Annotated in this window: 18 protein-coding genes; 1 reads left to right on the top strand and 17 read right to left on the bottom strand. The window is 46.8% G+C overall.

Annotation, left to right across the window (positions count from 1 at the left end; all coding sequences use genetic code 11):
- Positions 1-33 precede the first annotated feature (33 nt).
- Positions 34-774, bottom strand: coding sequence for a YwmB family TATA-box binding protein (locus tag BGM27_RS12000; protein WP_007407593.1), 741 nt, complete (start codon positions 772-774; stop codon positions 34-36).
- 141 nt (positions 775-915) lie between these two features.
- Complete coding sequence (locus tag BGM27_RS11995; protein WP_003151181.1) at positions 916-1146, bottom strand: DUF1146 family protein; 231 nt, start codon at positions 1144-1146, stop codon at positions 916-918.
- Between the two features lie 172 nt (positions 1147-1318).
- Between BGM27_RS11995 and BGM27_RS11990 the strand changes: the two genes are divergently transcribed.
- Positions 1319-1789 carry a hypothetical protein gene (locus tag BGM27_RS11990; RefSeq protein ID WP_007407595.1) on the top strand — a complete coding sequence of 157 codons (471 nt, stop codon included), beginning with the start codon at positions 1319-1321 and terminating at the stop codon, positions 1787-1789.
- A 44-nt stretch (positions 1790-1833) separates the two neighbouring features.
- On the opposite strand, the gene BGM27_RS11985 is transcribed toward BGM27_RS11990, so the two are convergent.
- The 15 genes from BGM27_RS11985 to BGM27_RS11915 form a co-directional block, all read right to left on the bottom strand.
- On the bottom strand, positions 1834-2232 hold the full coding sequence (locus tag BGM27_RS11985; protein WP_003151176.1) for a F0F1 ATP synthase subunit epsilon: 399 nt from the start codon (positions 2230-2232) through the stop codon (positions 1834-1836).
- 23 nt (positions 2233-2255) lie between these two features.
- Entirely contained in the window at positions 2256-3677 is a 1422-nt protein-coding gene (gene atpD / locus BGM27_RS11980) for a F0F1 ATP synthase subunit beta (RefSeq protein WP_003151173.1), read from the bottom strand.
- A 25-nt stretch (positions 3678-3702) separates the two neighbouring features.
- A complete protein-coding gene (atpG, locus tag BGM27_RS11975; RefSeq protein ID WP_003151172.1) occupies positions 3703-4566 on the bottom strand; it encodes an ATP synthase F1 subunit gamma in 864 nt (287 codons plus the stop codon).
- A gap of 75 nt (positions 4567-4641) precedes the next feature.
- Complete coding sequence (gene atpA / locus BGM27_RS11970; protein WP_003151170.1) at positions 4642-6150, bottom strand: F0F1 ATP synthase subunit alpha; 1509 nt, start codon at positions 6148-6150, stop codon at positions 4642-4644.
- Positions 6151-6166: 16 nt separating this feature from the next.
- Entirely contained in the window at positions 6167-6712 is a 546-nt protein-coding gene (locus tag BGM27_RS11965) for a F0F1 ATP synthase subunit delta (protein WP_007407596.1), read from the bottom strand.
- On the bottom strand, positions 6709-7221 hold the full coding sequence (gene atpF / locus BGM27_RS11960) for a F0F1 ATP synthase subunit B (protein WP_003151168.1): 513 nt from the start codon (positions 7219-7221) through the stop codon (positions 6709-6711). The genes BGM27_RS11965 and atpF overlap by 4 nt, the downstream gene beginning before the upstream one ends.
- A gap of 142 nt (positions 7222-7363) precedes the next feature.
- Positions 7364-7576 (bottom strand): F0F1 ATP synthase subunit C, encoded by a 213-nt coding sequence (gene atpE / locus BGM27_RS11955; protein WP_003151167.1) that lies wholly within the window; start codon positions 7574-7576, stop codon positions 7364-7366.
- A gap of 45 nt (positions 7577-7621) precedes the next feature.
- Positions 7622-8356, bottom strand: coding sequence for a F0F1 ATP synthase subunit A (gene atpB / locus BGM27_RS11950; RefSeq protein WP_003151158.1), 735 nt, complete (start codon positions 8354-8356; stop codon positions 7622-7624).
- 7 nt (positions 8357-8363) lie between these two features.
- Complete coding sequence (gene atpI / locus BGM27_RS11945; RefSeq protein ID WP_003151155.1) at positions 8364-8747, bottom strand: ATP synthase subunit I; 384 nt, start codon at positions 8745-8747, stop codon at positions 8364-8366.
- Positions 8748-9165: 418 nt separating this feature from the next.
- Positions 9166-9795 carry a uracil phosphoribosyltransferase gene (gene upp, locus BGM27_RS11940; RefSeq protein ID WP_003151154.1) on the bottom strand — a complete coding sequence of 210 codons (630 nt, stop codon included), beginning with the start codon at positions 9793-9795 and terminating at the stop codon, positions 9166-9168.
- Between the two features lie 134 nt (positions 9796-9929).
- Complete coding sequence (gene glyA, locus BGM27_RS11935; protein WP_007407597.1) at positions 9930-11177, bottom strand: serine hydroxymethyltransferase; 1248 nt, start codon at positions 11175-11177, stop codon at positions 9930-9932.
- Positions 11178-11324: 147 nt separating this feature from the next.
- The gene (locus BGM27_RS11930) at positions 11325-11867 is read right to left on the bottom strand and encodes a TIGR01440 family protein (RefSeq protein WP_007407598.1); all 543 of its coding nucleotides are present in this window, start codon (positions 11865-11867) and stop codon (positions 11325-11327) included.
- A gap of 13 nt (positions 11868-11880) precedes the next feature.
- Positions 11881-12330: a ribose 5-phosphate isomerase B gene (gene rpiB / locus BGM27_RS11925; RefSeq protein WP_007407599.1), complete on the bottom strand. Its 450-nt coding sequence runs from the start codon at positions 12328-12330 to the stop codon at positions 11881-11883.
- A 133-nt stretch (positions 12331-12463) separates the two neighbouring features.
- Positions 12464-12919: a low molecular weight protein arginine phosphatase gene (locus BGM27_RS11920; protein WP_007407600.1), complete on the bottom strand. Its 456-nt coding sequence runs from the start codon at positions 12917-12919 to the stop codon at positions 12464-12466.
- Between the two features lie 73 nt (positions 12920-12992).
- Positions 12993-13550, bottom strand: coding sequence for a manganese efflux pump MntP (locus BGM27_RS11915; RefSeq protein ID WP_007407601.1), 558 nt, complete (start codon positions 13548-13550; stop codon positions 12993-12995).
- Positions 13551-13556 lie beyond the last annotated feature (6 nt).

The following is a 13556-nucleotide window of genomic DNA, read 5'->3' as shown; positions in this document are numbered from 1 at the left end:
GGTATTCCCCTCCGCGTCCCTATATTCTCTATATTAATATTCAGTCGTCACGATTGGTGTGCCAACCGTAACGGTATGTTTTTCGCCCATTCCCGCACTTCTAAGCGCAACTTGCACATTCATCTTATGTTTCGATGTCATGATGTAATCTGTCCACTTATATGTAAATGCAGAAACAGAAACGAAATGAGGCTCAACTACATGTTCAACTGGACTTGCTTCAAATTCTTTCATGAGCTGTTCTGCTTTTTTTTGCAAAACAATACTCATATTATCATTTAAATGACCCTTTAGACAAGTAAAAATAAATACTTTATTTTGAAATATGTCATGTGCCTGCCGTTCAAACTGTTCATATGTATCATTCCAGTTTTCCGGTTGCTCCGGGCTCATTTGCTCATATAATAAATACGAAGTTGGGTTCTGGTTTTTGAGGGTAGTGACGAGCTGCAGTTTAAAAGTTGTGTGATTTTTTTTGTCAGAATACGTGCCGACGGTCTTTACGATTTTATCTTCCCGCGCGGATTCCCAATGATATTGCGGATACTGCGTCTTCAGTTCTTTTACCTTGTCATCAAATTCACTCAGTGACAGGTTCAGATTTTCTTTCGCATGAAGCGTCCATTCATCTACAGTGACCTGCTGCCGCTCCATTCCTTCGGCAATCTGGGCAAGCGGAGACAGCTCACTTGCATGAATGGAATGAAATACCGCTATTAAGGCGCTTAAAAAAACAAAAAATAAGATGATGCGGCCTGCTCTTTTTTTCTTCATATCGATCTCTCCCCCTTACTCCCATTTTTGCCGGAGCCGGGGAAAGCGATACATGGAAAACTTCGTCAAAACTCGCCAAGCGGGTGAAGAAAAATTGGTTTCTCACCCAGCGATTCCCTTCATTTCAACAGACGAAACATCTTAAAATAAGTATGGAAGCTGTTTCGAATAGGTAAGATAATCTAAAAAGAAGTTGGCGACTGCCGTACCGATCGCAATGGTAAGAAGAATGATCAGCAGCCTCGCCTGCACTATTTTTCCTTTTCGGATCAGCGGATCAAAGTTGACGGCCTGAAGCGCCCACCATGTCACCGCAATGCATACCAGGTGAACCAGGATGCTGATTGCGGCCTGCTGCCCCAATACATTCACAAATCCCATCTCCTTTCATTTTTTCCGCCCCTCATATCCTCTCTTATTATATAAGAAGAAGAGAGAAAGATGATCATTTTTACATCAGAATTTTTATCCAAAATTAGGGGCAATCCCCGCTTAAATGTCCGTTCTCCGGCATGATATACTTTTTTGGAAAGGAGATGGGAATATGAATCATTCCTTTTTTCATCCGGAAAAGCAGTATGGAGAAACACTTCCCGTATTTGACCACGAGTGGGAAGCGATAGCATTCTACTATGATTATAGACAGTCTCAAACAGAGGAACTGAAAGAATTATGTCAGTTTTTCAACATTTCTCTTGATTATTCACGCGGCAGCCTGCTGGAAGTGGAAGCTCTTTACTTCCGCAGCATACAAGAGCTGCTTTTGGCGGATTGGAACCTGCCGATTGACGAATTTGAGAAAATGCTCAGTGTGTATGTCATCGATTGCGCCATCAGACACCATGACGATGCCGAATGGGTCGTCAAACCTTATCCGTATACGGACGGCGCCTATACGACGGGTGTGCGGAGAGGAAACAAAACGTGGCACACCGACAACTGCTGCGAACATTTATATCTGCAAAAAGAAGAGGATCATCCGCTTATCGGCGTCTATGAATCTCTTATGCGTTAATATAGAAAAAGAATCCTTCTCAGACAGCCGAGAAGGATTCTTTTTTAGTTTCCTGCAACATCCAATCTGTTTACAGCCCGCTGTAGCGCAAGCTCAGCCCGACGAATGTCAGTATCATCTGATCGTTTGTTCAAACGGTCTTCCGCCCGCTTTTTCGCAGCAAGGGCGCGCTCTTTATCAATGCTTTCCGCTGTTTCAGCGGCTTGTGCAAGGATAGTGACCTGATCAGGACGGACTTCTAAAAATCCGCCGCTGACAGCCGCCAATTCGGTCTGTCCGTCTTTTTTAAGGCGGACAGCGCCGATTTTAAGCGGAGCCACGGTCGGAATATGGCCAGGCAAGATACCGAGATCACCGCTCTCGGCTCTTACACTTACCATTTCAATATCAGCATCATATACTGGGCCGTCGGGAGTAACGATATTGACTTTAACGGTCTTCATGCTTTTACCCTCCTAGGACCAGATTAAACTTCTACACCCATCTCTTTTGCATTCTCAATGACTTCTTCAATGCGTCCCACAAGACGGAATGCATCTTCCGGAAGATGGTCATATTTACCGGAAAGGATTTCTTTAAAGCCTCGTACCGTTTCTTTAACAGGCACGTAAGAACCCTTTTGTCCCGTAAACTGCTCAGCTACGTGGAAGTTTTGAGAAAGGAAGAACTGGATACGGCGTGCGCGGTGAACGACAAGCTTGTCTTCTTCACCTAATTCGTCCATACCGAGAATCGCGATAATATCCTGAAGTTCTTTGTAACGCTGAAGCGTTGACTGGACTTCACGCGCCACCGCATAATGCTCTTCTCCGACAATTTCCGGAGCAAGCGCGCGGGAAGTGGAAGCCAGCGGATCAACCGCAGGGTAGATACCCATTTCAGTTAATTTACGCTCAAGGTTAGTCGTCGCATCCAAGTGAGCGAACGTTGTCGCCGGAGCCGGGTCAGTATAGTCATCGGCAGGCACGTAGATCGCCTGGATAGATGTAACTGAACCAACGTTTGTAGACGTAATACGCTCTTGAAGCTGACCCATTTCTGTCGCAAGCGTCGGCTGATAACCAACCGCAGAAGGCATACGGCCGAGAAGCGCGGAAACCTCTGAACCCGCTTGTGTGAAACGGAAAATGTTATCGATAAAGAACAGTACGTCCTGTCCTTGTTTATCACGGAAATGCTCAGCCATTGTAAGACCCGTCAATGCTACACGCATACGTGCGCCCGGCGGCTCGTTCATTTGTCCGAAGACCATGGCTGTTTTCTTGATAACGCCTGAATCGCTCATTTCGTAGAAAAGGTCGTTCCCTTCACGAGTACGCTCTCCTACACCGGCGAATACGGAAATACCGCCGTGCTCTTGCGCGATGTTGTTGATTAATTCCTGGATTAATACGGTTTTACCTACGCCGGCGCCGCCGAACAATCCGATTTTACCGCCCTTGATGTAAGGAGCGAGCAGGTCAACAACCTTAATTCCCGTTTCAAGAATTTCAACCTCAGTTGAAAGCTCATCGAATGAAGGAGCTGATCTGTGGATCGGGTCCTTTTGAGCATCCGCAGGCAGCGGTTCATTTAAATCAATTTTATCTCCCAGTACGTTAAATACGCGTCCGAGAGTCACATCACCGACAGGAACGGAAATTGGCGCACCTGTATCAACAGCTTCCATTCCGCGCTGAATTCCGTCCGTAGATGCCATGGCAATTGTACGGACTGTATCATCGCCTAAATGAAGAGCAACCTCTAGCGTTAGGTCGATGCCTACTTCATTTTCGCCTGTAGCTGGCTGTGAAACTTTAATCGCATTATAAATCGCAGGCAAGTGGCCGTCCTCGAAACGTACGTCGACAACCGGTCCAAGCACCTGACTTACGCGTCCTTTCTTCATCGCTATCCCTCCTGACAAAATCTTTCTATTCTAAAGCGGCTGCACCGCCGACAATTTCGGTAATTTCTTGTGTAATCGCCGCTTGACGCGCGCGGTTATATGAAAGCGAAAGTGAATCAATGAGTTCTTTCGCATTATCAGTCGCATTTTTCATTGCTGTCATTCTCGCAGCGTGTTCACTTGCTTTACTGTCAAGAAGCGCGCCGTAAATTAAGCTTTCCGCATATTGAGGAAGCAGCACTTCGAGCACCTCTTCTTCATCCGGTTCGAACTCGTATGAAGCCGTGCGCTTCCCGCCGCTCGTTCCGAAATCCGTTAAAGGCAGCACTTTTTTCTCCGTCACTTCCTGTGAAATCGCACTGACGAAATGGTTATACACCAAATGCAGTTCATCAAAAGCGCCGTCGATAAACATTTGAACCGTCTGACGGGTCAAATCTTTAATCTGAGCAAAAGTGACCTCGTCGCCAAGCCCCACTAACTCAGACAAAATCGGCATTTCCCGTTTTTTGAAGAAATCGCGGCCGACTCTGCCGATTGCAATCACCGTGTATTCATCTTTAGACTGATGGCGTTCTTGAATGGTGCGGTAAGCGTTTCGCAAAACCGAACTGTTAAACGCACCCGCAAGCCCGCGGTCAGACGTAATGACGAGATACGCCGTCTTTTTCACTTCTCTTGAGACAAGCATCGGGTGTTTCGCGTTTTTCGCGCCTTTTCCGACGTTAAACACAACCTCCTGGATCTTATCCATATACGGAGCAAATGACTTCGCGTTGGTTTCCGCACGGTTCAGCTTCGCAGCGGATACCATCTGCATGGCTTTTGTAATCTGGCTTGTTTTTTTCGTTGACGTGATCCTTGACTTAATATCGCGTAATGAGGCCAAAGATTTCACCACCTTTATTCTTCATTTGCGTAAAAAGAGAGAAAAAGAGAACCTTTTTCTCTCATCTTCTAAGGGTTAGTTGCTTGGTGCAAATGTGCGTTTGAAGCCTTCGATTGCAGCTTTGAAGTCTTCATCAGCAGGAAGGTTTCCTGTTTTCGCAATGCCGTCAAGCAGATCTTTATGGTTTTGATCAAGGTACATGTAGTACTCTTCTTCAAAACGTCTGATATCCGCAACCGGAATATCATCAAGATATCCTTTTGTCAGCGCATAAAGAATGGCTACCTGTTTTTCAACCGGAAGCGGTTTATTCAAGTCTTGCTTCAGCACTTCAACTGTACGCGCACCGCGGTTCAGTTTCGCCTGAGTCGCCTGGTCAAGATCAGATCCGAATTGGGCGAACGCTTCAAGTTCACGGTATGAAGCCAGGTCAAGACGCAATGTTCCCGCTACCTTTTTCATCGCTTTGATTTGGGCTGATCCGCCGACACGGGATACGGATAATCCGGCATTGATCGCAGGACGCACGCCTGAGAAGAATAGGTCGGATTGAAGGAAAATCTGTCCGTCAGTAATGGAAATGACGTTTGTCGGGATATAAGCGGAGATATCTCCTGCTTGTGTTTCGACGAACGGCAGCGCCGTAATTGATCCTGCACCTTTTGCGTCACTCAGCTTGGCTGCGCGCTCAAGCAGACGGGAGTGAAGATAGAATACATCCCCAGGGAATGCTTCACGGCCCGGCGGACGGCGAAGAAGCAATGACAGCTCACGGTAAGCGGCCGCTTGTTTGGATAAATCATCATATACGACGAGAACGTGCTTGCCGTTGTACATGAATTCTTCACCCATTGTCACCCCTGCATACGGTGCAAGGTACAGAAGCGGAGCCGGCTGTGAAGCGGACGCTGTCACGACAATCGTGTAATCAAGCGCGCCATGCTTACGAAGTGTTTCCACCACGCCGCGCACTGTAGATTCTTTTTGACCGATCGCTACGTACACACAGATCATGTCTTGATCTTTTTGGTTTAAGATTGTATCAATCGCAACAGATGTTTTACCTGTCTGACGGTCACCGATAATCAGCTCACGCTGTCCGCGGCCGATCGGAATTAACGCGTCGATCGCTTTGATACCCGTTTGCAGCGGCTCATGTACCGATTTACGGTCCATTACGCCTGGAGCCTGGCTTTCGATCGGACGTGTTTTGCTTGTCAGAATCGGACCCAGTCCGTCTACCGGCTGTCCGAGCGGGTTGACGATACGTCCGATTAATTCTTCACCTACAGGAACTTCCATGATGCGGCCCGTTCTTTTGACCTCATCACCTTCACGGATATCTCTGTAAGGTCCTAAGATAACGATACCTACGTTGGATTCTTCAAGGTTTTGAGCCATACCCAAAACGCCGTTTGAAAACTCAACAAGTTCACCGGCCATACAATTGTCAAGGCCGTGCACACGCGCAATACCGTCTCCGACTTGGATGACTGTACCTACGTCATGAACTTCAATTTCAGATTGGTAATTTTGAATTTGCTGCTTTATCAGCGTGCTAATCTCTTCAGCTTTGATGCTCACTTAGGTTTCACCCCTTCTATCGATTTCCTCCGGCAAGTTGACGTTCCATGCGCTCAAGCTTTCCGCTTACGCTTCCGTCATAAATCCGGTTTCCAATGCGGACTTTAATGCCGCCTATTAAATCCGTCTGCACTTCATTTCTGATTCTGAGCGAAGCGATTCCGGCTTTTTTTGCAAACACTTGAGACAATGATAACATTTCCGCTTCTAACAGCGGTTTTACTGAATAAACAACCGCGTCCTCTGTCTGACGAGCCTGATTGGCAAGTTTGATAAACTCGTCTGTGAGATCAGGCACAACCGAAGACCGGCGGCGGTCAATCAGAAGAAAAATCGTATGCAGCACAGACTCAGACAGTGCGCCGAACGATTGCTGAATCAGCTCTTTTTTCTTAGCGGCCGATACCTTCGGATGGCTTAACACTTCCTGTAATCCGGCTTCGTTCCGGAACACTTCTTTTAGTACGGTAAGCTCTTCTTCGATTTCATTGATTTGAGAAGTCTCAACGGCAATGTCGAAAAGCGCTGACGCGTATCGTTTAGAGACAGCAGATCCACTCATCGGCTTTCTCCTACCTCTTTAAGATAGTCCTGAATCAGTTGTTCCTGGGCTTGTTCATCAAGCTCTTTTTCAATCACTTTCGATGCGATTAAGACAGAAAGTGATGCGACTTGCTCGCGAAGTGCGGAAACCGCTTGTTCTTTTTCTTTGACAATTTCGGTTCTCGCCGCTTCTTTCAATCTTTCAGACTCGGCGCGTGCAGCCTGGATAATGTCTTCCTTCTGCTTTTCACCCAGTTTTTTCGCATTTTCAATGAGTGATTGTGATTCCTGTTTCGCTTCTTTTAAAAGAACGCGTTGCTCTTCAATCAGCTTCTGCGCTTCTTTATTTCTTTCTTCAGCGGACGTAATTTCGCCGGCGATATGATCTTCACGCTGTTTCATTATATTTAATAGCGGTCCAAGAGCGAATTTCTTGAGAAGCGCTAATAAAACTAACATAGCTAACAATTGGAATAGGATATCTCCGCCGTTAAACGACAGTCCTAATTCAAGAGGTAATTGAGACATCTACTACGGCAACTCCCTTCTGCAGGTTTTCTCTGCTGATAAAAAGCCGTTTCGGGACGGCGTGCTTATCAGACATAAAGCAATGGCGAAGGTTCTCTTAGAGTGATCTTCGCCATTTTTAGTTCATATAAGGCTTTTTTGCTTAGCCAAAGAACGCTAAGAACGCGATAACGACAGCGATAATCGGAAGGGCCTCAACCAATGCGATACCCATGAACATAAGAGTTCTAAGTTCTTTTCCTGCTTCCGGCTGACGGGCAATTCCCTCTACCGTACGTGAAACGATCAGACCGTTACCAATACCTGCACCAAGTGCACCTAAACCGATTGCAATTGCAGCTGCTATTAAATTCATGAAAAAGTTCCTCCTTTAAAATGTTATCCGAATGGATATATGATTTTAATGATCATGACTGATTTTGTGTGACATGTACACCATCGTCAGCATCGTAAAGATAAATGCCTGGATGGTACCGATGAACAAGCTGAACGCCTGCCATGCAAGCATCGGAATAATGGCTCCGACTGTGCCGACCAAACCGAGAAAGAAACTGTTTGAGTAGAAATTCGTCGCCAGATTCGCAAGCAGGCCAAGAAGAATTTCCCCGGCGAAAATGTTACCGTAAAGACGAAGTCCGAGTGTCAGCGTATTCGCAAACTCCTCAATGATCTTCATCGGGAACATAAGCGGAACCGGTCTGAGGTAATCCTTAGAGTATTCCTTCAAACCTTTCATCTTCACGCCGTAATAGTGCGTTAACGACACAACCATAACGGCTAGAGTCAGAGTAATAGCCGGATCGGCCGTCGGTGATTTCCACCAAAGCTCGTGTCCGACCGTTACAGAAAACGGCAGCCCCAGCATATTTGATACAAATATGTACATCAGCAAGGTTACACCAAGCGCCAAGAAGTTAGCCCCTGTTTTTAAATCCATTGTACTGCCTATAATATTGCGGACAAAATCAACAATCCATTCCATGAAGTTCTGGGCTTTTCCCGGACGGATGGACAGCGTTCTCGTAGTGAGAATCGCAATCAGCAGCACAATCACACTTGCCACAGTAATCATCAGAATGTTTGTCAGATTAAAAGTAAGACCAAACAAATCAATAGTTCTGTAATCGTGATTCAATGGGTTTTCACCTCTCTTCCATTGATGAACGTTTGAGCTGAATAATGGAATCTATCATAATGACGGGATAAATTGTCATTAATCCAATAATCACACTTGCCACACTGACTTTATCGGGATATTTAAAGGCGACAGCCATCGCAAGTATCGCATTGCACCAACGCGCTGCGCTCCCGAGTGATCGTATGGACTTTCCTTTCGCCACGGCCTTGTCAAAAGCATTCATTCTTCTGGTCAAGAGCCACAAATTAAACAAACTGAAAACAGTTCCCAAAAAGAGGCCTAAAAAAACAGTTTTATACGCCGTAAGACCATATCCCAGCAAATAGATTGCTAAGATTACAAATACATATCTCCGTTGTCTGCTGAATGTAAGATTGGGATCGTCCATCAACTATCTGTCTCCTGATGAAAATGTAATATAATTCCTGGATACGGCAAAACATGCGGTTAACCCTTGCAGAAGGCCTTTTTTGTCCGCAAAACGGCCTGTTCGAAAAAACCACTCATCCTCCTGATGCCACGGGATGCTGTTTCATTCGCTTAGATAAATCCTCATATAACGGGTTTTTTTGGAGGATTTAAAATGAGGATGGATACTAGAAATGAAAGGAATGAAAACCTTCTCATAATACCCTCGTTTAGCATACAATAGCCCCTAACATGTGTCAATCTGTTTAAAGTTAAAAAACTTTTTATACCGGGAGCATACACAGAATGTTCACAATTTCACCTATAAATGTATGAACTCTGCCCATTCAGCAAATATCTGGATAAAAAAAGAAAACCCCTGAATGAGGTTTTCCGATTTATTTGGTTCCGTACAGTCTGTCACCCGCGTCACCGAGGCCCGGAACGATATAGCCTTTTTCATTCAGTTTTTCATCAAGGGCGGCGATGTAAATATCAACGTCAGAATGATGTTTCTGCAGTTCTTCCACGCCTTCCGGAGCCGCTACAAGACACATAAAACGAATGTTTCTCGCGCCGCGCTTTTTCAGGCTGTTTATCGCTTCCACCGCAGAACCTCCCGTAGCAAGCATCGGATCCACGACAATAAATTCGCGTTCTTCTACATCAGAAGGAAGCTTGACATAGTATTCCACCGGTTTTAAGGTTTCCGGATCACGGTATAATCCGACATGTCCCACTTTAGCGGCCGGGATTAATTTCAGCATGCCGTCAACCATTCCGAGACCCGCTCTCAGGATCGGCACGATACCGAGTTTCTTCCCTGAAATCACTTTGGAAGTCGCTGTTTGAACAGGTGTTTTCACTTCCACTTCTTTAAGAGGAAGATCACGTGTAATTTCAAACGCCATCAGTGACGCGACTTCGTCCACAAGGTCTCTGAAATCCTTTGTGCCTGTATTTTCATTCCGAATATATGTCAGCTTATGCTGGATTAAAGGATGATCAAATACGTAAACCTTTCCCATACTGTGTTCAGCTCCTTTTTTGTTGTCCGAGTGACTTTTTCACACTTCTATTGATTCTACAGAAAAAGACAAACAGTTTCAAGAAAATCATAAAAAAACCCGCCGGATTAAGGTTCCGGCGGGTTTCTTCCTTATTAATAGTCCAGTTCTTTATATAAAGAAAACTTTTCAGTCAAGGCAGATACGCGCTGTCTCGCTTCTTCAAGTTTTGCTTCGTCTTCATGATTTTTCAGTGCGAGGCCGATGATGGCGCCGACTTCTTCAAGCGCGTCACCGTCAAAGCCGCGGCTTGTCACAGCTGCCGTACCAAGACGGATTCCGCTTGTGACGAACGGTTTTTCCGGATCGTAAGGGATCGCGTTTTTATTAGATGTAATGCCGATTTCATCAAGAACGTGTTCAGCGACTTTTCCGGTCAGACCGAGAGAGCGGAGGTCGACAAGCACAAGGTGGTTATCCGTTCCGCCTGATACGAGCTGAATGCCCTCTTTGTTCAGAGACTCAGCCAGGCGCTTCGCGTTCGAGATGACGTTTTGCGCATATGTTTTGAAATCATCTTCAAGCACTTCTCCGAAAGAAACGGCTTTGGCCGCGATGACATGCATAAGCGGTCCGCCTTGGATTCCCGGGAAAATGGATTTATCAATCTTTTTGCCGAACTCTTCACGGCAAAGGATCATTCCTCCGCGGGGTCCGCGAAGTGTTTTGTGAGTCGTTGTCGTTACAAAGTCAGCGTAAGGAACCGGATTCGGATGAAGACCGGCTGCGACAAGACCCGCGATATGCGCCATGTCTACCATGAAGTAAGCGCCGACTTCATCAGCGATTTCGCGGAATTTTTTAAAGTCGATCGTGCGGGGGTACGCGCTCGCTCCGGCAACGATGAGTTTCGGCTTATGCGCCAGCGCTTTTTCACGCACATCTTCATAATCTATATATTGCGTGTCTTTATCGACACCGTATTCTACAAAGTTGTATTGAACGCCGCTGAAATTAACCGGGCTTCCGTGTGTTAAGTGGCCGCCGTGGGAGAGGTTCATCCCGAGCACCGTGTCGCCGTGCTCTAAAATCGTGAAGTAAACAGCCATGTTCGCCTGTGCGCCTGAGTGCGGCTGAACGTTTACATGCTCAGCTCCGAAAATCTCTTTCGCGCGGTCGCGGGCGATGTCCTCAACGACATCAACATGCTCACAGCCGCCGTAGTAGCGTTTGCCGGGGTAGCCTTCAGCATATTTGTTTGTTAAAACAGAGCCTTGTGCTTCCATTACCGCTTCCGTCACGAAGTTTTCAGAAGCAATTAATTCGATCTTAGTCTGTTGACGCTTACGCTCATCTTTGATGGCGTTAAACACTTGTTTGTCTTGTACAGGTAAATGTTTCATCAGCGAGATCCTCTCCTATCCGTTTCCTGTTCTTTATTTTTACCACCCTTATTGTACATGGTTTTTCAGGTGAATGTAACAGCTTATTTAAAAAAATCACAAAATTTAATTAGAAAACACGAACATTATACAGGAAAAGTATTTTCATCATTCGCATTCATAAACGGCGCGAATTCCGCCTATCAGCTTCGGCCTTGTCCGGGCCATCGTCACATGTGCTTCTCCAAGCTCACGGCTTGATATCCGGACAGGGACGGCAACGGGTTTCAGATGCATGCCGATGAACGTATCACCGATGTCAATCCCGGCGTCAGCCTGAATCGATTCGGCGAGCACGGGAGAACGCATCTGCCGATATGCATAAGAGGCCATCGCTCCGCCCGCTTTCGGGACGGGAACGGCTGAAACAATGGGGAGCCTGAACCGCTCGGCCGTTTCCGCTTCAATGACAAGCGCCCTGTTTAAATGCTCGCAGCATTGAAAAGCAAGATGCACACCCGTTTTTTCCTTAAACCGGTTAAGTCCGCCGTATATCAATTCAGCCCAATCCCCGCTTCCGGCGGTGCCGATCCGGCTTCCGGCGGCTTCACTTGTACTGCACCCGATCACCAGCAGACTGCCGTCCGTCAGTCCTGCCTGCTCTTGAAACTCAGTCAGCATGTCCGTCCATTTTTGCTTCATCTCTTCCATTGTCCAGCACCTCTTACAGATTTTTTTCTTCGTAATCTGCGATTTTGCCGAGCCGCCGTTCGTGGCGGCCGCCCGTAAATTCAGTCGTCAGCCAGACTTTTGCGATTTCGCGCGCCAGCCCCGGGCCGATGACGCGTTCGCCCATCGCAAGAACATTCGTGTCATTGTGTTCACGCGTCGCTTTTGCGCTGAAGGTGTCATGGGCAAGCGCACAGCGTATGCCCTTTACCTTATTTGCGGAGATGCTCATGCCGATGCCTGTGCCGCAAATTAAAATTCCCCTGTCAGCTTCGCCGTTCACCACTTTTTCCGCTACCGGAAAAGCGTAGTCTGAATAATCGACAGAGCCGGCGCCGCATTCACAGCCCATATCAATGTATTCAATCTGCAATTCATCCAAAAGACTTTTTATTTCTTCGCGGATATGGACGCCGCCGTGATCTGACGCAATAGCTACTTTCATTCATTTACCTCCTAGGTGTGGCTGGGCGAAGACAGCCCAGTGTGCTTGTCCTTTTTATTACGAAATCCGTTGATTTCATTCTACTCTTTCACATTCGTTTTGCAAATGACCTGTTTGCAGATTTTCTGACAGATTACTTGCTTTTTCCGTCAAGCAATTGATCAGCCAAAAGGGTCAGCAGCTCCTCCAGTTCGTCCCGCGTCTGTTTATAAACATCAAGCGGACCGCCGAACGGGTCAGAGATATCGCCGTTTTCCCCCGTTACGTATTCTTTAATGGTAAAGACTTTGCCCTGACTGTTTTGATATCGGCCTTCAATCAGCTGTTTGTGCTGTTCCGTCATCGCCAGCACCAGATCAGCCGTCTCGATATGTTCTTCCGATAAGGGAGATGAACTGTGATTGAGAGCGATCCGTTTTTCAAACAGCGCTTCCACGGCATGGGCTGACGCTTTTCCGTTCGGAGACGCGAATACGCCGGCCGAGCTTACGCTGACGTCCAGCCCTTTCGTTTCTGCAATGGATTTAAAAAGAGCCTCAGCCATAGGACTGCGGCACGTATTGCCTGTACATACAAAGATTATTTTCATGTCCGTCACCTCTTACTGCCTATTATAAATGAAGAAAAAAGAAACGGCATCTTCGTTTCTTTTTTTACGTATCTTATACCGGTAAAAGCAGTTTCAGCCCGAATCCGATCAAAATGGCTCCGCCAAGCGCTTCGCTGTACGAGCCGAGCCACGACTGCACCTTTCTTCCCGCCAAAAGGCCCGCCCATGTTAAAACGGTGCTGAAAACCCCGAACAGCGTAACGGCCAGAAACGGATTGGAACCGTTCATCCCGAGACTGAGCCCGACAGAAAAGCTGTCCAGACTGACACCGACCGCAAACAGCAACAGTCCCGATCCTGCCGGAGATATGAGCGGCCCGTCTGATTGTTTAAACGCGGCGATGATCATCTGCACCCCTAAAATGAAAAGAAGAGATCCGCCGATGTAAACGGCGAGCATCCCCAGAAAACCGGACAGCAGATGCCCGGCCGCCATTCCCGCAAGCGGCATCATGACATGAAACAGCCCGATGACAACCCCTATATGAAAAATTTGTTTTTTCTTCAGCTGAATCATTCCCATTCCGAGCCCGACGGAAAAGGCATCCGTCCCTAAAGCAAATGCCATGATGCTTAAGGAGACAAGTTCCCCGATGAATAGATTCGACATGAAATA

Source organism: Bacillus sp. FJAT-27001 (assembly GCF_019039175.1).
GTDB lineage: Bacteria > Bacillota > Bacilli > Bacillales > Bacillaceae > Bacillus > Bacillus velezensis.
This window is presented reverse-complemented; position numbering and strand designations above follow the sequence as displayed.